Origin of the sequence: Desulfovibrio piger (genome assembly GCF_012843875.1) — a bacterium.
Lineage (GTDB): Bacteria > Desulfobacterota > Desulfovibrionia > Desulfovibrionales > Desulfovibrionaceae > Desulfovibrio.
The window spans coordinates 29815-50869 of record NZ_JABAFY010000006.1 but is presented as its reverse complement, the minus strand read 5'-3'; the positions used below and the strand labels follow the sequence as shown (position 1 = coordinate 50869).

Annotated in this window: 15 protein-coding genes; 9 read left to right on the top strand and 6 right to left on the bottom strand. The window is 64.3% G+C overall.

Annotated elements, in window-relative coordinates:
• Positions 1-113: 113 nt before the first annotated feature.
• The 3 genes from HF854_RS02855 (at position 114) to asnB (ending at position 4890) form a co-directional block, all read left to right on the top strand.
• Positions 114-1403, top strand: a complete 1290-nt coding sequence (locus HF854_RS02855) for an aminotransferase class I/II-fold pyridoxal phosphate-dependent enzyme (RefSeq protein WP_168934923.1) — start codon at positions 114-116, stop codon at positions 1401-1403.
• Between the two features lie 78 nt (positions 1404-1481).
• A complete protein-coding gene (locus HF854_RS02850) occupies positions 1482-2735 on the top strand; it encodes a glycosyltransferase family 4 protein (RefSeq protein ID WP_168934922.1) in 1254 nt (417 codons plus the stop codon).
• A gap of 253 nt (positions 2736-2988) precedes the next feature.
• Positions 2989-4890: an asparagine synthase (glutamine-hydrolyzing) gene (gene asnB / locus HF854_RS02845; protein WP_168934921.1), complete on the top strand. Its 1902-nt coding sequence runs from the start codon at positions 2989-2991 to the stop codon at positions 4888-4890.
• A gap of 344 nt (positions 4891-5234) precedes the next feature.
• Here the strand turns inward: asnB and HF854_RS02835 are convergent, their stop codons facing one another.
• The 3 genes from HF854_RS02835 to HF854_RS02825 all read right to left on the bottom strand — a co-directional run bounded on the left by HF854_RS02835 (position 5235) and on the right by HF854_RS02825 (position 9408).
• Positions 5235-7484 carry an inositol phosphate phosphatase SopB gene (locus tag HF854_RS02835; RefSeq protein ID WP_168934920.1) on the bottom strand — a complete coding sequence of 750 codons (2250 nt, stop codon included), beginning with the start codon at positions 7482-7484 and terminating at the stop codon, positions 5235-5237.
• Between the two features lie 10 nt (positions 7485-7494).
• Positions 7495-7950 carry a type III secretion system chaperone gene (locus HF854_RS02830; protein ID WP_006007678.1) on the bottom strand — a complete coding sequence of 152 codons (456 nt, stop codon included), beginning with the start codon at positions 7948-7950 and terminating at the stop codon, positions 7495-7497.
• A 498-nt stretch (positions 7951-8448) separates the two neighbouring features.
• Positions 8449-9408 (bottom strand): alpha/beta hydrolase, encoded by a 960-nt coding sequence (locus HF854_RS02825; RefSeq protein WP_240937638.1) that lies wholly within the window; start codon positions 9406-9408, stop codon positions 8449-8451.
• 485 nt (positions 9409-9893) lie between these two features.
• On the opposite strand from HF854_RS02825, the gene HF854_RS02820 reads away from it, so the two are divergent.
• Positions 9894-10679, top strand: coding sequence for an MBL fold metallo-hydrolase (locus tag HF854_RS02820; protein ID WP_168934918.1), 786 nt, complete (start codon positions 9894-9896; stop codon positions 10677-10679).
• A 205-nt stretch (positions 10680-10884) separates the two neighbouring features.
• On the opposite strand, the gene HF854_RS02815 is transcribed toward HF854_RS02820, so the two are convergent.
• The 3 genes from HF854_RS02815 to HF854_RS02805 form a co-directional block, all read right to left on the bottom strand.
• The gene (locus tag HF854_RS02815; protein ID WP_168934917.1) at positions 10885-11322 is read right to left on the bottom strand and encodes an Lrp/AsnC family transcriptional regulator; all 438 of its coding nucleotides are present in this window, start codon (positions 11320-11322) and stop codon (positions 10885-10887) included.
• A gap of 280 nt (positions 11323-11602) precedes the next feature.
• Positions 11603-12637: a cytochrome d ubiquinol oxidase subunit II gene (gene cydB, locus HF854_RS02810; protein ID WP_168934916.1), complete on the bottom strand. Its 1035-nt coding sequence runs from the start codon at positions 12635-12637 to the stop codon at positions 11603-11605.
• Between the two features lie 3 nt (positions 12638-12640).
• Complete coding sequence (locus HF854_RS02805; protein ID WP_168934915.1) at positions 12641-13954, bottom strand: cytochrome ubiquinol oxidase subunit I; 1314 nt, start codon at positions 13952-13954, stop codon at positions 12641-12643.
• A gap of 139 nt (positions 13955-14093) precedes the next feature.
• Here HF854_RS02805 and htpG point away from each other — a divergent pair, with 139 nt between their 5' ends.
• From htpG to argJ, 5 genes are all read left to right on the top strand, one after another.
• The gene (htpG, locus tag HF854_RS02800; protein ID WP_168934914.1) at positions 14094-16025 is read left to right on the top strand and encodes a molecular chaperone HtpG; all 1932 of its coding nucleotides are present in this window, start codon (positions 14094-14096) and stop codon (positions 16023-16025) included.
• A 359-nt stretch (positions 16026-16384) separates the two neighbouring features.
• Positions 16385-16756 (top strand): 30S ribosomal protein S12, encoded by a 372-nt coding sequence (gene rpsL / locus HF854_RS02795; RefSeq protein WP_006007654.1) that lies wholly within the window; start codon positions 16385-16387, stop codon positions 16754-16756.
• Positions 16757-16875: 119 nt separating this feature from the next.
• Positions 16876-17346, top strand: coding sequence for a 30S ribosomal protein S7 (rpsG, locus tag HF854_RS02790; protein ID WP_006007647.1), 471 nt, complete (start codon positions 16876-16878; stop codon positions 17344-17346).
• Positions 17347-17430: 84 nt separating this feature from the next.
• On the top strand, positions 17431-19509 hold the full coding sequence (fusA, locus tag HF854_RS02785; protein ID WP_168934913.1) for an elongation factor G: 2079 nt from the start codon (positions 17431-17433) through the stop codon (positions 19507-19509).
• Between the two features lie 137 nt (positions 19510-19646).
• Entirely contained in the window at positions 19647-20840 is a 1194-nt protein-coding gene (argJ, locus tag HF854_RS02780; RefSeq protein ID WP_168934912.1) for a bifunctional glutamate N-acetyltransferase/amino-acid acetyltransferase ArgJ, read from the top strand.
• Positions 20841-21055: the final 215 nt, after the last annotated feature.

Here is a 21055-nt window from a genome sequence, read left to right as displayed (position 1 = left end):
TCTTGGGATATGGTTAGCCGTTAAAAACAATTTTTACGGGCAGTTTGCCCGGAACGTTTACTGTACGTCACCTGTAACGTACGGTTTTTATACTATATCTGAGAGGATCCGGAATGAAAGAAAACCACTCCAGCCAGAACGCCCAGGAGAGCGGCACCAGCAGTTTCACACGGTTGCGCTCCAAACTGTCGTTTGAGCGCATGGTGGAAATGGGTGCCAAGATGGGCATGGAAAACCCGCTCTTCCTGTGCCACGAGCGGGCGGCTAAGGCCACCACGGTGATCAATGGCAAGGAGTACATCAACTTCTCCACCTACGACTATCTGGACCTCAATACCCATCCCGAGATCACCGAAGCCGTCACCGGAGCCGCCAAGGTCTTCGGCAGCTCCGCCGGCGCCAGCCGCCTGGTGGGCGGCGAACGTCCGCCCCATCGCCAGCTCGAGCGCGCCCTGGCCGACTTCTACGGTGTCGAGGACTGCATCGCCTATGTGAGCGGCCACGCCACCAACGTCTCCACCCTGGGTTTCCTTTTCGGTCACCGCGACGCCATCTTCTATGACGGTCTCGCCCACAACTCCCTGATGCAGGGCGCCCGCCTTTCCGGCGCCGACCGCTACTCCTACGAGCACAACGACTGCGATGCCCTGGAGAAGATGCTCAAGGAGCACCGCGGCAAGCACAAGCGCGCCTGCATCGTCACCGAAGGCCTGTTCAGCATGGACGGCAACATCCCCGACCTGCCGCGCATCATCGAGCTGAAGAAGAAGTACGACTGCATGCTGCTGGTGGACGAGGCCCACTCCTTTGGTGTGCTGGGCGCCACCGGCCGCGGCGTGCACGAATACTTCGGCATCGACGCCAACGAAGTGGACATGTGGATGAGCACCCTCAGCAAGGCCATGTGCGGTTGCGGCGGTTTCATCGCCGGTCGCAAGGAGCTGGTGGAATACCTCAAGTACGGTTCCCCGGGCTTCGTCTTCAGCGTGGGCATGCCTCCCATCGTGGCCGCTGCCTGCCACAAGGCCCTGGAACTCATGCAGCGTGAGCCCGAGCGCGTGCACAAGCTGCAGAAGATCTCCCAGTTCTTCCTCAACTACGCCCAGGAAAAGGGCCTGGATACCGGCGCCGCCCAGGGCTACGCCATCGTGCCCATCATGGTGGGCGACTCCATGGTCAGCGGCTTCCTGGCCACCCGCCTCTTTGCCCGCGGCATCTATGTGATGCCCATCACCTTCCCCGCCGTAAAGGAAGGCGCCGCCCGCCTGCGCTTCTTCCTTTCCGCCTCCCACACGGAAGAACAGATCCGCAAGACCATCGACACCGTGGTCGAAGAGATCCCCGTGGCCCGGGAGATCGTGGAGAAATTCCGCCGCGAGCACCAGGACGAACAGAACGCCTAGTCTGTCGCACAGCACGAGGCCGGGCACCCTGCCCGGCCTTTTTTTTCTTCCCCAACATCCTGCCCATCCGAGGTCCCTATGCTGTCCCCCCGTATGGCCTATGTGCTGCTCTGGTTCCCCCTCTCCTCCGAGACCTTCGTCTTCCGTGAGATCCAGCAGCTGGTCCAGCGCGGCATGGATATCCGCGTCTACACCATGTACGGTGAGAAGCTGCGCGGTTGCAGCGACGAGATGAAGAATTACGCCGGGCCCATCAAACGCTTCGGCTCCGTGGCGACCCTGCGCCTGCTCAAGGCCTTCTGGCGTGCCTGGAAACGCGACCGCGAGACCGTCAAGACCCTGATGCGCCGCGGCCTGTTCCGCAAGATGCGCAATCTGGAAGCCTATGCCGAGAACCTCTGGTGTTTCCTGGCCGGTTTCCTGCTGGCCGAAGAGGCCCAGCGCGACGGCATCGAGCTTTTGCACTCCTCCTGGGGCAACGGGCCCGCCACCGCCGTCTGGGTGGCCTCGCGCCTGTCGGGCATCCCCTTCGCCTTCACCGGCCGCGCGGGCGACATCTACCCGCAGGACGGCATCCTGGCCGAAAAATCGCGCGACGCCATCTTCATCCGCACCAACAACATGGCCAACAAGCCCTGGCTCCAGAGCTTCTGCCCCGCCGGACAGAAGGACAAGGTGCACGTCATCTACAACGGCCTGACCCTGGGCCGCCGCGTGGATTGCCGCGCTCCCTTCCAGAAGCCCTACCGCCTGCTGGCCATCGGCCGCTTTGCCCGCACCAAGGGTTTCCCCGAGCTGCTCACGGCCATGGCCCGTCTGCGTGACGACGGCTTCCCCGTGCGTCTGACCCTGGTGGGCGACGGCAACTGGAAGCGCAAGCTGGTGGACATGCGCAAGCGCCTGCATCTGGAAGATCTGGTGGACATGCCGGGCTTCGTGCCCAATGACCGCATCCGTACCTTCATGGAAGAGCACGACATGCTGGTGGTGCCCAGCGTGGTGCACACCAACGGCGACCGCGACGGCATCCCCAACGTCATCATGGAGGCCCTTTCCTGCGGCATGCCCGTGGTGGCCACCGATGTCTGCGGCGTGGGCGAGGTCATCCGCAACGGCGAGACCGGCTACCTCATCCCCCAGCGCGATCCCGCCGCCCTGGCCGATGCCATCCGCCGCATGCTCTCCGACCGCGAGGCGGCCCTGCGCATGGCCCGGACCGGGCGCGAGCTCGTCTTCCGCATGTTCGATACCGAGACCAATATCGCGGCCCTCCAGGATCTCTACTGCCGGCAGTACACGCAGTGGCGCACCACCCACGGCCCCAACGTTTAGGGAGGGATCACCGGGGAAGGGGCCCTTCCGCCAGTACGGAAGTTGGCCCTTCCCCGGCCCTCTTTTCCGGGGCACTTTCGGAAAGATGCCCTGCCGTGGTCAGCCGCGGCGCTCCCTCCGGCAGCGCCCCTGCCGGGAACGCAAACAATCCCCCTTTCCCCGCTCCGCGACGGTCTTCCGCCGGAGCCCCTTCCCCGACACCTGCAACCGGCGGCCGGCGGCCTGAACCTCCGGTACGCCCTGTGGATATGCCATGTGCGGAATAGCCGGTATCTGCCGTCTTGACGGCCAGCCCCTGAACGAGGACGCCCGGGCCCATGTCCGGGCCATGACCGACGTCATCACCTACCGCGGCCCCGACGGCAGCGGCATCTGGCAGGAAGGGCCCGTCAGCCTGGGGCACCGCCGCCTGTCCATCATCGACCTTTCCGGCGGCAGCCAGCCCATGCAGGACGTGGACGGCGAGCTCTGCATCGTCTTCAACGGCGAGATCTACAACTTTGCCGAACTCCGGCAGGAACTGCTGCAGGCGGGTGCCCGCTTCCACAGCAGCCACTCCGATACGGAGGTCATCCTCCAGGCCTACCGCGTCTGGGGCACGGACTGCCTCCAGCGCTTCGACGGCATGTTCGCCTTCGCCCTCTGGGATGCTCCCCGCCGCCGCCTGTTCTGCGCCCGTGACCGCTTCGGCAAAAAGCCCTTCTTCTACACCCTGCAGCAGGGCAGCCTGTTCTTCGGCTCGGAGCTCAACTGCCTGGCCGCCGTGCCGGGGCTGGAGCTCACTCTCGATCCGCAGGCCGTCATGCGCTACCTGGCCTACGAATACGTGCCCACCCCGGACACCATGTACCGCGAGGCCAAGAGCCTGCCGCCCTCGCACTGGCTGCTGGTGGAGGACGGGCGCCTGAGCATCCGCCGTTACTGGGACCTGCCCCCGGCCGATGAGGACGACCGTCGCTCCGAGGCCGACATCTGCGCCGACGTGCACGAGCTGCTCACCCGCGCCGTGGGCCGCCGCATGGTCAGCGACGTGCCCCTGGGGGTCTTCCTCTCCGGCGGCATCGACTCGTCCATCGTGGCCGGTCTCATGGCCCGCCAGTCTTCCACGCCCATCAAGACCTTTTCCATCGGCTTCACCGAGGCCAGCTACGACGAGAGCCGCTACGCCCGCGTGGTGGCCCAGCGCTGGAACACCGACCATCACGAGCGCGTGCTCTCGGCCGAGGACTGCGCCGAGCATCTGCCCAACATCATCAGCCGCATGGACGTACCCATGGCCGACGCCTCGGTGGCGCCCACCTGGCTGCTTTCGGGCGTGACCCGCGAAAAAGTCACCGTGGCCCTGGGCGGCGACGGTGCCGACGAGCTCTGGGCCGGGTACGAGCACTACATCGCCTTCAAGATCGCCGAATGGTACAACGCCATCCCCGGCATCCTGCGCCGCGGCGTCATCGAGCCCCTGACCCGACTCCTGCCCGCTTCGGCCGGATACATCAATCCCCGTCTGGCGGTGGAGACCTTTTTGCGCGGCGCCCACGCCCCGGCCTGGGAACGGGTGCAGACCCTGCTCACCTCCTTCACGCCCGAGATGCAGGCCGAGCTGCTGGCCCGGCCCGACCACGACTTCCTGCGCCGCGAGAACCTCTTCGCGCCCACGCGGGAGCAGTTCGAGCACTGGCCCGCCGGTCCCTCGCCCCTGGCACGGGCCTTCCACGTCTATGCCCGCCAGTTCATGCTGGACGACATCCTGGTCAAGGTGGACCGCTGCTCCATGCTCCACTCGCTGGAAGTGCGCGCGCCCTTCCTGGACAAGGATTTTGCCGAATATGTGGCCCGCCTGCCCATCCGGCACAAGCTGCACGGTTTCCAGCGCAAATACCTGCTCAAGAAGGCCTTCACCGACGTGCTGCCGCCCGAGATCCTGCACCGCAACAAGCGCGGCTTCCAGATCCCCGTGGCGGCCTGGCTGCGCGGGCGCATGCGTCCGCTCATGGAAGAGCTTTTCGCTCCCGAGCGCCTGCGTGCCCAGGGCCTGTTCCGGCCCGAGGCCGTGCGCTCCCTGGTGGACGCCCACTGCTCCGGCAAGGCCGACCTGCGCAAGCCGCTCTGGACGCTGCTCGTGCTCCAGCTCTGGCTGCGCGCCCGGGGGATGTAACGGATAAAAAAAGAGGCCCGGTACGGCTGGCAGCCTTCCGGGATGGAGGGGGGGGGGGGGGGGGGGGGGGGGGGGGGGGGGGGGGGGGGGGGGGGGGGCGGGGGAACTTTTCCTGGCGGAAAAAAGTTCCCCCGCCCCCTCGCGCTCCCCCACCCCTTCAAAAACCGCTCATACGGATTGGGAAAAGAGACAAGAGCATCCTGCAGGTCTGGGGAGGACGCCTCCCCATGGATCAGGTGTCCTTCAGACAGACAACTAACGACAGGGGCAGGCCGAGGCCCGCCCCTGGATAAGGTTTGAAAAGAAGGGATGCGTGGAGAAGACCGCCTGTCCGTGCTGACGCCTTATGCCTTCACATAGCTGCTGAGGCCCCGGTGGATCTCCCTGGCCTCGTCCGTGAACAGGGCATCGAGACCGGCCACGCCCTTGGTCTTGAAGCCCGCCAGACCGGTGTTCAGACGCTGCATCTCCAGATTGCCGCCGTTGAGGGCCACCTGCTGGAAGATCTGCTGGTCCATGGAGCTGCGCGGGGCATTGAAGGGCGGCAGCAGGCCGCCGTTCTCGTGCATCTGCAGGGCCAGGGTCTTGCAGGCCACGTCCATCTGCCCGGTGCGGTCCTTGCCGCTCTTGCAGTTGAACAGCGGCATCATGCCCATGATGTGCCCCAGCATAGCCAGACGCGCAGGCAGGCGATAGGGGTCGGCCCCGCTCATCCTGTAGCCTCCGGCGGCCCAGAGGGCGTGGATCTCGTAGCGCAGGGCCTGTATGTTCTGCCTGTCCCTGGCGGAGATGTCCGACCGCGCAAGATAGGTCTCCACCATCCCGCCGAGCATGTCGTCCCCGAAAAGCTGGGCCATGGCTTCCCTGTTGTACCGGTCGGACGTGCCCCAGCCGCCGATCAGGCCCTGGAGCCCGCCCTGCGCACCGGTGTTCACGCCGAAATTGAAGGTGAGCACCTGCGGCCTGACCTTGACCGCCCTTTCCTGCCCGTCAGGCAGGACCACGTTCACCGTGCAGGTGCCGTCAGGCCCGCAGGCATCCTTCCACGAAGCGCATTGCTCGGCCAGATAGGTCTTTTCCGACGTGCCGAAGATCTCGCGCGGCACATCGGGCGTGACCAGACTGGTGGAAAGCAAAGGCAGGTCGATGACGGCATCGGGGTTCACCGCCAGCCTGCGCTGGACGTCCGCCAGCTTCGGGGAGCTTTGCAGGGCCGCCGTGAAGATCTCCGTGGCGCGGGTGGCGTTGGCCGCCCTTCTGGCCGCGGGATTCTTGATGGAATAGGCGCTGTTGATACCGTGCCGGAGGCCCCGGAACAAAGTGTTGCCGCCCACGGCGATCTCCGTGCGGGCCAGGTTCAGGGCATGGTTGGGCTGGCCCCTGTCCTCGCAGGAGACGCCATTGATGCCGTGCCGGGCCATGCTCCGGCCGATGGGGCCGGGCTGTGCGCCCGCACCGATATGGCAGGCGGGCGTGATGGTGGACGTGGCCGTCACTCCAGCGCCCCCGCGTCCCAGATATTGCAGATCGCGCCGGATGACGCCCCAGCCCTGTTCGTTGAGCACCTGGATATGGGCCTCCTTGATCTCCCTGGCCAGCTTCCCCGCCGACAGGCCGGGCAGCAGCCGGTGCAGTTCCTTGCCCAGCTCTCCGGGGAGCTCATTGAAGGACTTCATCACCGCATCGGGGACGCGTTCCCCGTCGGCCAGGCCACGCAGCTCGGGCGGATCGGTCATCTTGTCCTGCATGGCCGCCATCAGCCTGCTGAGATCCCGGGCCCGTTCCGCAAGGCGCATGCCCTTGTCCGAAGCGGGATCCAGGGTCCCCAGCTCCACACCCGTCCGGCGCACATGCTCCCCTATGACCCGTTCGTAGGCGGCATAGGTCTGCTGAAAGGCAAGACGCACGTTCCCGGCCGTGAAGGGGCTCTGCTCCTTCTGGGCGGCCATGATGTCCCGCTTGGTATCCAGCTGTGCCTTGAGCCCTTCCAGACAATGGAGCACCCCGGCCACGCCCTCCGCGCCTGCGGGCAGCCCCGCCTGGAAGGTGTCCAGATCCCTGCGCATGGCGTCCACCGCCCAGGAGACCGCGGCAAGCTCCCGCTCGCCCTCGGCAACGGACTGCTGCCCCCAGAAATCGTTCCCCACCAGACGCACGCCCTGGCTCACCAGGCTGACGAAATAGTCGGGATCCACACCGGCCCGGCCCAGCTCCGCCATAAGCTCCGGCCGGAGGGCCCGTCGCCCCGTGGCCACCATGCCGCGCCCCAGGCAGGCCAGGTTGCGCTCCGCCGCTGCATCCAGGAGCCTGGACAGGTTACCGCCGGTGAAGGCCTTGCCCTCCAGGGACTTCTTGCCGATGTACTGGTTGAACAAACGTGTGCCCTCGGCCTTGCCGCAGTAGGCGCAGACGCTGTCGCGCACGCGCTCGGCCGCGGCCCTGTTCCCGGCCTTTTCCTGGCTGCGTTGCGACAACTGCCAGAAACGGGCCTTGGCGGTCGTCGTCTGGAGCTTGTCCGTGCTCTGGTCGAGGCGGACGAAACTGCCCTGGGCCTGACTCAGGTGGCGCAGGCCGGCTATGGAATCGATAGGCATGGCTCCCCTCCTAGACCTTCACATAAAAGGGCTGCTCGCTCTCCATCACGGTGTCGCCCAGGGTCGCGCAGCGCTGCGTCCAGAAGTCCAGCGACAGGGCGAAGGATTGCAGGAAGGCATCCAGTTTGTCCGCCGTGGCCTGTTCGGGCAGCCACATCTGCTGCAACAGCACGGTGTCGCTCTCCGGGGCCAGGGTGATGGTGGCGCCCTGGGTATCCTGCCACATGAGGTTGGCGGTGAGCAGGGCCCGCAGTTCCCGCAGGGCCACTTCCTCATCCTCGGAAAGCGTACCTATGCTGCCGAAGGCGATGAACGTGCCCTGCCCTTCATCGAAACGCAGATGCACCACATGGTCGTCGGCCGAAGCCAGGGCGCAGTAATTGGCGTCATCGAGCTGCAAAGGCTCGATCTCCTGCTGGCGGGAAAATTCTTCCAGAAGCGTGTTGGCGGTCTCGCGGCTTATCATGATGCCTCCTTCCGTGCAGAGGTCTAAAGAAGTTCAGGGGATATTTTCGGCCTGTTCCTGATGTTGGCGGTACTGCCGACAGCGTTGGCAACGGACAGGCTATACCAATGAATCAGCAAAAAGAGTGCCAGAGAGCAACCGCGGCATGGCAGCGGGGCAGACCCGCGCACCATACGCCTCCGGGCAGAGCGCCTTGCCCTGCCGGAGGGGAAGCAAAAGTCCATGCCCTCCCCGGCCGAGATGAGGGGAAGCCATATGCCATTATCCCCCAGGGGCTTGGACTTTTCAATCTGTCCGCCTCCCGGCGGCCCTGGCGAAACCGGAGCGCATGGTCCGGCAAGACGCCCCGGCGGACAGCCGTACCGGCGACGGCCCGGCGATCTGGCCCATCCCGGCCGGAGGGTCGTGCTGCGGGGCCAGCGTCCGCCGGCAGGGACAAAAAAAGCGAAGCCCCGGCAGCGGGGCTCCGCATCATACAACAAGGAAGGGAGAGAGGTATCAGAGGTTGGCGTTGAAAAACGCCTCGATCCTGTCGAAGGGGATGATGTCCACCCGGTCGTACAGGTCCGTATGCGAGGCCCGGGGCACGATCATCAGTTCCTTGTTGTTACCGCTGAGCTTCTTGAAGGCATCCTCGCTGAAGTAGCGGGAATGGGCCTTTTCCCCGTGGACCAGCAGGACCGCGCTGCGGATCTCGCCCGCATAGGCCAGCAACGGCATGTTCAGGAAGGACAGGGCCGAGGTGGCGTTCCAGGCACCATTGGAGTTGATGGAACGGGGATGGAAGCCGCGCCTGGTCTTGTAATAGCCGAAGTAATCCTTGACGAACTGCGGCTCGTCGCCCGTCAGGGCCTCGGGCAGGCCTGCGGCGGACGGTGCGATGCTGCCGGAACGTGCGTCCCGGGTGCGCTGTGCGTTCAACTGCTGGCGCAGCGCGTAGCGGGCCTCGGCATCCATGGCGTCAAAATAGCCGTTGGCCGTGACGCGGCTCATGTCGTACATGGTGACGGCCACGGTGGCCTTGATGCGGGTATCCATGGCGGCGGCGTTCAGGCCCATGCCGCCAAAACCGCAGATGCCGATGATGCCGATGCGCTCCGCATCCACCGCGTCCAGCGTGGTGAGGAAGTCCACCGCGGCGCTGAAGTCTTCGGTATTGATGTCCGGCGAGGCCACATGACGCGGCTCGCCGCTGCTCTCGCCCGTATAGGAGGGGTCGAAGGCCAGCGTCAGGAAGCCGCGTTCGGCCATGGTCTGGGCATAGAGCCCGGACGCCTGTTCCTTCACCGCGCCAAAGGGGCCGCTCACGGCCAGGGCCGCCAGCTTGCCCCTGGCATCCCGGGGCACGTACAGATCGCCCGCCAGGACAGTGCCGTAACGGGTGCGGAAGGTCACCTTGCGGTGTTCCACTTTGTCGCTCCTGGGAAAGACCTTGTCCCATTCCTGTACCAGTTCCATAGCCTTACCATCCTTGGAAGAAGCCGTGCCAGAGGGGGCCTTGTCCGCTGCGGCCGCAGATCCGGCAAACAGCATCGTGCCTGCCAGGATCGTCGCCGCCAGTGTTTTGCACATGCTCATCATGTCGCTCCGGCTTGAAGTTGTCCGGCAGGAACGTGCCTGCAGGCGTTCTTTTCTGTGTAGCCGCAGCTTCTATCCATGACAAATACCTATATCGAATGCTTCACCATAGAAATAATGCATGGATAAGCCGACATATGTCCCGCCTGGGCACACCGCTCCGGCACGGAAGGCCCCAGCAGTGCATTGCAAGAAAGGGAAGCCCATCAAACGTGCACCTCGTGGCGTTCGCGCCGCGCCACTTGATTTTTTCAAGAAAACGGCACGCATTTCTTGGCCCGGCTTCTGGCCCGGCCCCGGCGCCCCTGATACCTTTCCCTCCGGATACCGGGACTCCGCAACAACATCCCAGAGAGGTGACCCAGATGAAGATACAGCAGATCCGCAACGCCATGGTCCGCATCCGCTACGCCGGCAAGACCTTCCTCACCGACCCCTGGCTGGCGCCCAGGGGCAGCATGGGGACGTTCCGCGACTATCCCATGTTCCGCTGCCGCCCCGAACGGCTGGACCTGCCCCTGCCCCTGTGCGACCTGCCCATGCCGGTGGCCGACATCCTGGCCGGTGTGGATGCCTATATCGTGACCCATGTGCATCCCGACCATATCGACATGGCCGCCGACGGCAGCGTGGGCGCGCCGCTGGACAAGACGGTGCCCGTGTTCGTGCAGAGCGAAGAGGATGCCGCCGTGCTCCGGCGCTCCGGCTTCGCCCGGGTGGAAGTGCTGGGAGAGGAGACCGTCTTTGCGGGCATCCGCCTCAGCAAGACGCCCGGACGCCACGGCACCATCATCCCCTGCGGGCCATCCTGCGGCGTGGTCTTCCGGCATCCTGACGAAAAGACGCTCTATGTGGCCGGTGACACCATCTGGTTCGACGGTGTGGCCGAAAGCCTGCGCCGTTACCGGCCCGATGTGGTCATGGTCAATGCCTGCGCGGCCGAACTGCTGGACGAGGGCCGCCTGATCATGGACGACGCGGACGTGGCCGCCCTGCACGCCGCCCGCCCGGAAGCGCGGATCATCGTCAGCCATATGGACACCGTGCCCCATGCGGCCCTGACCCGGCAGGACATGGACCAGGCCCTGCGCCGTCGCGGCATCCGGGAGGCCGTCTTCATGCCCGACGACGGCCAGAGCGCCGATTTTTAACGGCAGGAAAACTCCGCACGGCCCGCAGACGGACGGGCTGACGCATAGCGTGGCAGGCAGGAGGGATCCGTCCCGCCACGGTGCCTGCGCTCCGGCAGGGCCACGGCTCCGCCCGGCGCCCCTGCCCTGTGCCCTCCCCGAATCAGGTCCCCGCCGGTCCCCAGGCAGAACGCCTTCCTTCCTCTTCCCCCTCCGGCGGGGGCCTTCATTCCGCCAGATCTTCCGCTTCCCGAAGGACCACATGCAGCTCGTAGCTGCCCAGCGGTTCCACCTCGGCCAGGAAGGCGTCCAGGGCCTCCATGTCCAGAAAATACATGTCGAGGAAATAGAGGTTGTCGCCTGTGGTGCGGTAACAGTGGATGGTGCGTCTGCCTTCCTTGCGGCAGCAGGCCTTCAGGGCCTCCACAGGGCCGTGCCTGAGCTGCACCCTGATGACGGCATGGACCTTGTAGCCGAAGACCGGGCAATTGACGTTGATGGTGTAGCGCTGAAGGATGCCCATGTCCTCCAGCCGTTCCACCCTGTTCCTGACGGCCTGCCCGGTAAGGAAGACCCGCGCCCCCAGTTCCTTCATGGTGATGCGCGCGTTCTTCCTGAGTTCTTCGACGATCCTCACATCCGTTGCATCTATCTTGGTCTTCATACGGCCTCCGCTCTGCCCCGCCATCTTCCCGGATAAGCAGGCCAAAAGCAAATCTTCCATCCTCCTGACGGCAAGGCGGCATCTTTGCCCTCCGCTTTTCCTGCCCGTCTTCCGCCCCTTCTGCAGCACAGCCCGCTTTCGTTGCCACATGACGGCAGGCGGCCTCCCCGGCCGCGAAGGCGACCCGTTACCCGCCTATCCCGGCAGAGGGCACGAAAAAAGCCCGGCGGACAGGGCATGCCTGTCTGCCGGGCTCGATGAGGCGGACGGATCGTCGCTGCTAGTAAGCGTGCTCGTCCTTCAGGTCTTCAGCGCTCAGGCTGTGGGAGAACAGGCGGTAGACCCAGAACTGGTACAGCAGTACGATGGGCACCATGACCAGAGCCACGCCCAGCATGATCTTAAGGGTCAGCTCGGACGAGGAGGCATTGAAGGCCGTCAGGGTGGCGGTGGGATCGATGGACGAGATGAGCATGCGCGGGAACATGCCCATGACGCCGAAGAAGGTCACACCGACGATGTACACGGCGCTGCACATCCAGGCCTTCCACAGCTGGCCGCGGCGCAGCATGCAGCGCACGCCCAGCAGACCGGCCAAGGCCACCACGGGCAGCAGGAGCAGCAGCGGATTGCTCCAGTAGTTGCTGAACAGGTCGGTGTTGAAGAAGGTCAGCACCAGGAAGGCCACCAGCAGGATGAGCATCACGGGCCAGAGCAGGTTGGCGCTGGCCACGGCGCGGGTCTGCAGTTCGCCCTGGCTCTTGATGGCCAGCCACAGGGAACCGTGCAGCATGAACATCACCAGGAAGAAAATGGCGCCGGCGATGCCGTAGCCGTTGACCAGGCCCATGAGCGTGCCGTGGAACACGCCTTCACCGTCGATGGGGATGCCCATGAACAGGTTGGCGAAGGTCACGCCCAGCAGCAGGGAGGGCACCAGGTTGGACAGGAAGTGGACCAGATCCCAGAAGCCGCGCCACACGCCGCTTTCCACCTTGCCGCGGAACTCGAAGGACACGGCGCGGAAGATCAGGGCGAACAGCAGGATCAGCAGGGGAGCGTACAGGGCGCTGAACATCACGGCATAGACCTTGGGGAAGGCCGCGAAGGTCACGCCACCGGCGGAGATCAGCCACACTTCGTTGCCGTCCCAGAAGGGACCGGCAGCGTTGTACATGATGCGGCGTTCTTCCTCATTGCTGCCGATGAAGGGCAGCAGGCTGCCCAGGCCCAGGTCGAAGCCGTCCAGGACGAAATACACGGCCCAGAGCAGCGCCCACAGGATGAACCAGATTACTTGCAAGGTTTCCAGCATGACTTAGTCCTCCTGCCCCTGCGGGCCCTTGATGGCGTACTTGCGCAGCAGGAAAATGTCCAGAAGGCCCAGCACGCTGTAAACGATGATGAAGGCCAGCAGCGACGTGGACACATGCTCGGCGGGCACCGGCGACACGGCGTCGCTGGTGCGCATCAGACCGTAGACGATCCAGGGCTGACGGCCCATTTCCGCCACCAGCCAGCCCATGGCGATGCTGATGTAGGGCAGCGGGATGCACCACACCAGGGCACGCATGAGCGTGGGGTTGATGGTCTCGCGGTTACGCTGCAGCGTGGCCCAGGCGGCCAAGGCCAGGAAGATGACACCAAAGAAGATCATGGCGCGGAAGCCCCAGAACACGGGCGTGACCGGCGGACGGTCTTCCTTGGGGAAGTCCTTGAGGCCCTTCACTTCGGCATCGGCGTCGCCGTAGGAGATCCAGCTCAGCAGGCCGGGGATGCCGATGGCTTCCACGGAGTTGGTCTCGTTGGCTTCGTCCGGCACCACGGCCAGATAGAAGGGAGCGTTCTTGGTGGTCTCCCAGTGGGATTCCATGGCGGCCAGCTTGGCGGGCTGCAGTTCGGACACCACCTTGCCCTGGATGTCGCCGCTCAGGGCGAGAGCCAGCACCAGCACCAGACAAATGGGAGCGGTCATGCGGAAGGAGCGGCGGAAGAATTCCACGTTGCTCTTGCGCAGCAGGTGCCAGGAAGACACGCCCAGCACGAAGAAGCAGGACAGCGTCCAGGCGGAGAGCAGGGTGTGGGCGTACATGCCCCAGGCGTAGGGGTTGGTGACCACGGCCATGAAGTCGGCCAGTTCGGCGCGGCCGTTCTGGATCACATAGCCCAGCGGGTTCTGCATGAAGCCGTTGGCCAGGATGATCCACAGGGCGGACAGGTTGCCGGCCAGCACCACCAGCCAGATGGCCAGCAGATGGGTCTTCTTGCCCACGCGATGCCAGCCGAAATGCCAGACAGCCAGGAACGTGGACTCCAGGAAGAAGGCCACAGTGGCTTCGATGGCCAGCAGGGAGCCGAAGATGTCGCCCACGTATTCCGAATACCGGGCCCAGTTGGTCCCGAACTGGAATTCCAGGGTGATGCCCGTCACCACGCCCAGGGTGAAGTTGATGATGAAAAGTTTGCCCCAGAACTTGGCATGCTTGCGCCAGACCTCATCCCCGGTGCGCACATAGCGGGTCTCCATCAGCGCGATGAGCAGGGACAGGCCCAGCGTCAGCGGCACGAAGATGAAGTGGAAAAAGACGGCCACGGCGAACTGTAGCCGCGAAAGCAGAATGACATCATCCATAGATCGTCCTCCTTATGGAGCGACCTGCATACCGTTATCCTTAGCGAAAAGCAAGACAAAGTTTAGGCCCTGCAAGGCCTTGACGGCTGATTGGGAAAGATTACTTATTCCCCAGCAAGTATCCATGGAGGTTGTCATCATGCCGGAAAATACGGCTCAATCCTGTGAATTTCGCGCCGAAGTGCGCAAAGTGCTGAGCATTCTCACCAATTCTCTGTATACCAATCGCGAGATCTTTCTCCGCGAGCTCATCTCCAACGCTTCCGACGCCCTGGACAAACTGCGCTTCCGCAGCAACCGGGGCGAGACCCCGCGCCATGACGACCTGCCGCTGGAGATCCGCATCAGCCTCGACAAGGACGCCAAGACCCTGACCATCGAGGACACCGGCCTGGGCATGACCGCCGCCGAACTGGCCGAGAACCTGGGTACCATCGCCAAATCCGGCACCGAGGCCTTCCGCGCCCAGCTGGCTGCCGAAGAAGCCAAGGCCGACGGCGAAAAAGCCGATGCCGCCAACATCATCGGCCGCTTCGGCGTGGGCTTCTATTCCGTGTTCATGGTGGCCGAAAAGGTGGACGTGACCTCGCGCCCGGCCTTCGGCGATGACGACAGCGCCGCCACCTGGACCAGCGACGGCCTGGGCACCTACACCGTGGCCCCCGCCGGTGACGACGCCCCGCAGCGCGGCACGCGCATCGTGGCCCACCTCAAGGAAGACGCCGCGGAGTTCCTCGAAAAGTTCCGCGTGGAATCCGTCATCCGCAAGCATTCGGCCTTCGTGCCCTTCCCCGTGCTGGTGGACGGCGAGCAGGTCAACACCCAGCCCGCCCTGTGGCGCGAGCCCAAGTCCTCCGTCACCAAGGAACAGTACGATGCCTTCTACCAGGCCCTGACCTATGACAGCAAGGCGCCGCTGGACGTGCTGCACATCTCCGTGGACGCGCCCGTGCAGTTCAACGCCCTGCTCTATATTCCCGACGTGCGTCAGGACCTCTTCGGCCTCGACCGAGATTTCTGGGGCCTGGATCTCTACGCCAGCCGCGTGCTCATCCAGCACCGCAACAAGGAACTGATCCCCGACTGGCTGGCCTTCCTCAAGGGCGTGGTGGACACCGAGGACCTGCCCCTCAACATCTCCCGCGAGACCCTTCAGGAAAACGTGGTCCTGCGCAAGATCAACCAGACCATCATCAAGCAGACCCTGAGCCACCTGGAAAAGCTGGCCGACAAGGATGCCGGGAAGTACGCCGCTTTCTGGCGCCTGCACGGCCGCATCTTCAAGCTCTCCTACCAGGACTTCGCCAACCGCGAACGCATCGCCGGTCTGCTGCGCTTCAACACCTCGGCCCTGGACGATGGCGAGGCCCTGTCCAGCCTGGACGAATACATGTCCCGCGCTCCCGAAGGCCAGAAGACCTTCTGGTACGTCTCCGCGCCCAACCGTGAGGCCGCCCGCCTGAGCCCGCACCTGGAACGCTTCACCCGCAAGGGCATCGAAGTGCTCTTCCTCTACGAGCCCGTGGACGAGTTCGTCATGGAAGGCATGGGCAAGTACAAGGACTGGGAATTCAAGGCCATCGAGAACGCCGCCGATGACGCCCTGGACGCCTTCGCCGACAAGGCCGACAGCGAAAAGCCCGCCGCCGCGCCCCTTTCCGACGACGACAACGCCAGCTTCGACAAGCTGCTGGAACGCATCAAGGAGATCCTGGGCGAACGCGTGGCCGACGTGCGCGTCTCCCACCGCCTGGCCGACAGCCCGGCCGTGCTGGTCTCGCCCGACGGCATGACCTCGTCCATGGAAAAACTCATGCGCGCCATGCAAAAGGACGACTCCCTGCCCGTCAAGGTGCTGGAAGTCAACCGCGACCACGTGCTGCTGCGCAGCCTGCTCAAGATGTTCAAGGCCGATCCCCAGGACAAGACCCTGGCCGGCATGGTGGAGAACCTCTTCGACGCCTGCATGCTCCAGGAAGGCTACCTGCGCGATGCCCAGATGCTGGCCGGCCGCAGCAGCCATCTGCTGGAACAGGCCGCGGCCTGGTACGTGGAAGTGAAAAAGCTGTAACCCGCCGACGACACACCCCGCCCGCCGGCAGGACACCGGCGGACGTTCCTCCTCGCAGGATGTCCGGCCCCGCTCAGGGGCCGGGCATCCCCCCGTACCGGGGATCGCCGCAGGCCTTGCGCCTGCGGCGATTTTGCTGTCATCCCCCTGCTCCGGCCGCCGCATCCATAAAAAGGGGACTCGCCCTGCCCTGCGGCTGCCGCACTTCGTCGGCGATTCGTCGCCGTCCCGTCTTCCTGCCGTAAAGTTGGGGCATCAGGACTTGACAAGCGCGTCCGTGCATTGTATGTGTTGCCGCTCTACGGCATTCATGCGCTGCCTGTCCGTCTTGGGCAGGCAGTGAAACTTTGGAGGAAACTATGCCTACTATCAACCAGCTCATCCGCATCGAGCGGACTGCGGTGGTGAAGCGCAAGAAGACCCCGGCCCTGCAGGCTTGCCCCCAGCGCCGCGGCGTGTGCACCCGTGTGTACACCACCACCCCCAAGAAGCCTAACTCCGCTCTGCGTAAGGTCGCCCGTGTGCGCCTGACCAACGGCATCGAAGTGACGGCCTACATCCCCGGCGAAGGCCACAACCTGCAGGAACACTCCGTGGTGCTCATCCGCGGCGGTCGTGTGAAAGACTTGCCCGGTGTCCGTTACCACATCGTGCGCGGCACCCTGGATACCTCCGGTGTGGCCGACCGTCGCAAGAGCCGTTCCAAGTACGGCGCCAAGCGTCCCAAATAGGTTATTTTTTGCTAACTCCGGCGTACGTCATGCAACGCACCCAGGCTGCCCTCTCACGGCGCGCCGGGGCGCTGCGGGGCTGGTGACGCCGAAACACAGAGATTCTCAAGGAGAATATCATGCCCCGTAAAGGTCCTGTCCCGAAGAGGGAAGTGCTGCCCGATCCGCTGTACAACAGCCGTCTGGTCACCAAGTTCGTGAACCGTCTCATGTACGACGGCAAGAAGGGCGCTGCTGAAAAGATTTTCTACAGCTCGCTGGAAACCCTGGGCGAAAAGACCGGTGAAGAACCCATGCGCGCCTTTGAAAAGGCCCTGGACAACGTCAAGCCCCATCTGGAAGTCAAGGCCCGCCGCGTGGGCGGTGCCACCTACCAGGTGCCCATGGAAGTCCGTCCCGAACGTCAGATTTCCCTGTCCATCCGCTGGCTGATCAACTATGCCCGTTCGCGCGGCGAAAAGGGCATGACCTCCAAGCTTTCCGCTGAACTGCTGGACGCCTACAACGGTCGCGGCGGCGCGGTGAAAAAGCGCGAAGATACCCACCGTATGGCCGAAGCCAACAAGGCTTTCGCCCACTACCGCTGGTAAGCTCGATTCCGAGTGACTGCTGCCGCGCCCGCAAGGGCGCGGCGCTTTTCCCCCCGCCCCACTGCCCCTTTTCTGGAGGATAACGTGTCCCGCACCACCCCCGTAGACAAACAGCGCAATATCGGCATCATGGCCCATATTGACGCCGGCAAAACCACCACCACCGAACGCATCCTTTTCTACACCGGTGTTTCCCACAAGATCGGCGAAACCCACGACGGTGAGTCCACCATGGACTGGATGGAACAGGAACAGGAGCGCGGCATCACCATCACCTCCGCCGCCACCACCTGCTTCTGGAAGGACTGCCGCATCAACATCATCGACACCCCCGGCCACGTGGACTTCACCATCGAAGTGGAACGTTCCCTGCGCGTGCTGGACGGTGCCGTGTGCGTGTTCGACGCCGTGGCCGGCGTTGAGCCCCAGTCCGAAACCGTGTGGCGTCAGGCCGACCGCTACCACGTGCCCCGCATCTGCTTCGTGAACAAGATGGACCGCATCGGTGCCAACTTCTTCCGCTGCGTGGGCATGATCCACGAACGCCTGGGCGCCAAGGCCGTGCCTCTGCAGCTGCCCATCGGCGCTGAAGACAAGTTCGAAGGCGTCGTGGACCTCATCGAAGGCAAGGCCCACCGCTTCGACAAGTCCTCCAAGGGCGCCCAGTTCACCGAAGAAGACGTGCCCGCCGAACTGAAGGACCTGTACGAAGAAAAGCGCCACGAACTCATCGAAGCCGTGGCCGAAGAAGATGAAGCCCTGCTGGAAAAGTACCTGGGCGGCGAAGATCTGACCCGCGAAGAGATCATTTCCTGCATCCGCAAGGCCACCATCGCCCGCAACATCGTGCCCGTGCTCTGCGGTTCCGCTTTCCGCAACATGGGCGTGCAGCCCCTGCTGGACGCCGTGGTGGACTACCTGCCCTCCCCCGTGGACATCGCCGTCATGACCGGCCATGAGCCCGGCAACGAAGAACACCTGATCGAATGCCCCTGCGACGACAAGGAACCCCTTGCCGGCCTGGTGTTCAAGCTGTTCTCCGACCCCTTCATCGGTCACCTGTCCTTCTTCCGCATCTACTCCGGCTGCCTGGAATCCGGTACCAGCGTGTACAACGCCAACACCGGCAAGAAGGAACGCATCGGCCGTATCCTGAAGATGCACGCCAACAAGCGTGAAGACATCAAGTGGGCCGGCGCCGGTGACATCGTGGCTCTGGTGGGCCTGAAGAACGCCTCCACCGGTGACACCCTGTGCGACGAAAAGCGCCCGGTGATCCTGGAATCCCTGAACATCCCCGAGCCCGTCATCGAAGTGGCCATCGAGCCCAAGACCAAGGCCGACCGTGATGCTCTGTCCGCCGCTCTGAACAAGCTGGCCAAGGAAGACCCCTCCTTCCGCGTCAAGGGCGACGAAGAAACCAACCAGACCCTGATCGCCGGCATGGGCGAACTGCATCTGGAAATCATCGTTGACCGCCTGACCCGCGAATTCAACGTCAACGCCAACGTGGGCAAGCCCCAGGTGGCCTACCGCGAAACCATCTCCAAGCCTGCCAAGACCGACATGAAGCATGCCAAGCAGTCTGGTGGTCGCGGTCAGTACGGTCACTGCGTGATCGAGGTGGAACCCAACCCGGGCAAGGGTTACGAGTTCATCAACTCCATCACCGGCGGCGTGATCCCCAAGGAATACATCCCCGCCATCGACAAGGGTATCCAGGATGCCATGAAGTCCGGCGTGCTGGCCGGCTTCCCCTGCGTGGACCTGAAGGTCAACCTGGTCTTCGGTAGCTACCACGAAGTGGACTCCTCCGAACAGGCCTTCTACGTGGCCGGTTCCATGGCCATCAAGGACGCCATGCAGAAGGCCGGCCCGGTCCTGCTGGAACCCATCATGGACGTGGAAGTGGTCACCCCCGAAGAATACCTCGGCGACGTGATGGGCGACCTCAACGGCCGCCGTGGTCGCGTGCAGAGCATGGAAGCTCGCGCCGGCGGTGCCCAGAGCGTGCGTGCCCAGGTGCCCCTGGCCTCCATGTTCGGTTACGCCACCGACCTGCGCTCCCGTACCCAGGGCCGCGCTACCTTCACCATGCAGTTCGATCACTACGAGCGTGTGCCCCAGGCTATCGCCGACGAGATCCAGAAGAGCAAAAACTAGCGTTCTGAACGTCCGTTCCCACAAAGACCGGACAGCGCTGGTTGCTTGATATGACGGCGGGGATTTTGCAAGGCAAGATCCCCGCCTTTTTTTCATCGTTTTCCTCCCGGAAGCCCATGACCGGAAAGGATGTTCCCATGAGCGATACGCGCAACGACCTGCCCCTCGGCTTCTCCGCCGGGGCCGCTGCCGCCGGTTTCAAAAAAGCCGGCCGCGACGACCTGGGGCTGATTGTTTCCGACCGTCCCGCCGTACTGGCGGGCCTGTTCACCACCAATGCCTTCAAGGCCGCCCCTGTGCAGGTCTGCCAGCAGACCCTGCGCGAGTACGGCACCTGCCGCGCCGTGCTGGCCAACTCCGGCCAGGCCAATGCCTGCACCGGCGACGAAGGCCTGGAGAATTGCCTCGAGACCCGACGCATGGTCGCCGCCCTCACCGGGCTGGCCCCGCATGAGATCATGCCCATGTCCACCGGCGTCATCGGCGACCAGCTCAAGATGGACCGCTGGCGCGAGGCTGTGCCCTCCCTGGTGGAAAGCCTGGGCAGCCGCGATGCCGAAGGCTTTACCCGCGCGTTCATGACCACCGACGCCTTTCCCAAGTTCGCCAGCATCACGGTGCCCCTGTCCGGCGGCACCGTGCGCCTTACCGGCATGGCCAAGGGCGCTGGCATGATCTGCCCCAACATGGCCACCATGCTGGCCGTCATGCTCACCGACGCCGATGTGGACCGCGAGACCTGGCAGGCCATGTTCGCCCGCGCCGTGGACAAGACCTTCAACCGCGTCAGCGTGGACGGCGACACCTCCACCAACGATACCATCCTCGGCCTGGCCAACGGCGCTTCCGGCATCCGTGCCGAAGGTGAGGACGCCGCCCTGCTGGAAAAGGGCCTTACCGACATCCTGGGCCAGATCTCCTACATGCTGGTCAAGGACGGCGAAGGCGCCAGCAAGGTCATGCACATCACCGTGAGCGGCGCCGCCTCCGATGAGGACGCCTGCCGCATCGCCCGCACCGTGGGCCATTCCCAGCTGGTCAAGACAGCCATCTACGGCCAGGACGCCAACTGGGGCCGCATCGTGGCCGCTGTGGGCCGCAGCGGGGCCCAGGTGGACCCCAGCCGCGTGCGCCTGGTGCTCTGCGGCATCGAGCGTTTCCGCGACGGCCAGCCCGTCAACGGCGACAAGGAAGCCGAGCTTTCCGAGCTGCTCAAGGCCACCGACATCCCGGTGGAGATCCATATGGGTCTGGGCGACGGCTGCTACGATCTGCGCGCCTCCGACCTCGGCCACGAATACGTCAGCCTCAACGCCGATTACCGCTCGTAAGCGAGAGAGTTTTTTTATGAGGGGGGAAGGAGGCCCTTTGCCGGCGCCAAAAGGGCCTCCTTCCCCCCTCAAACTCCCCCCTTCCTCCCCAAACGCGCTTTATCAGGGAGAGGCGGAGAAACACGGCATCGCCGTGCTTCCCCGCCTCTCCTTTTTCTGTCGCAGGGACATCTATTTCTCCGGCCATTTCTGCTGCCCTTCCCCAGCTTCATTTC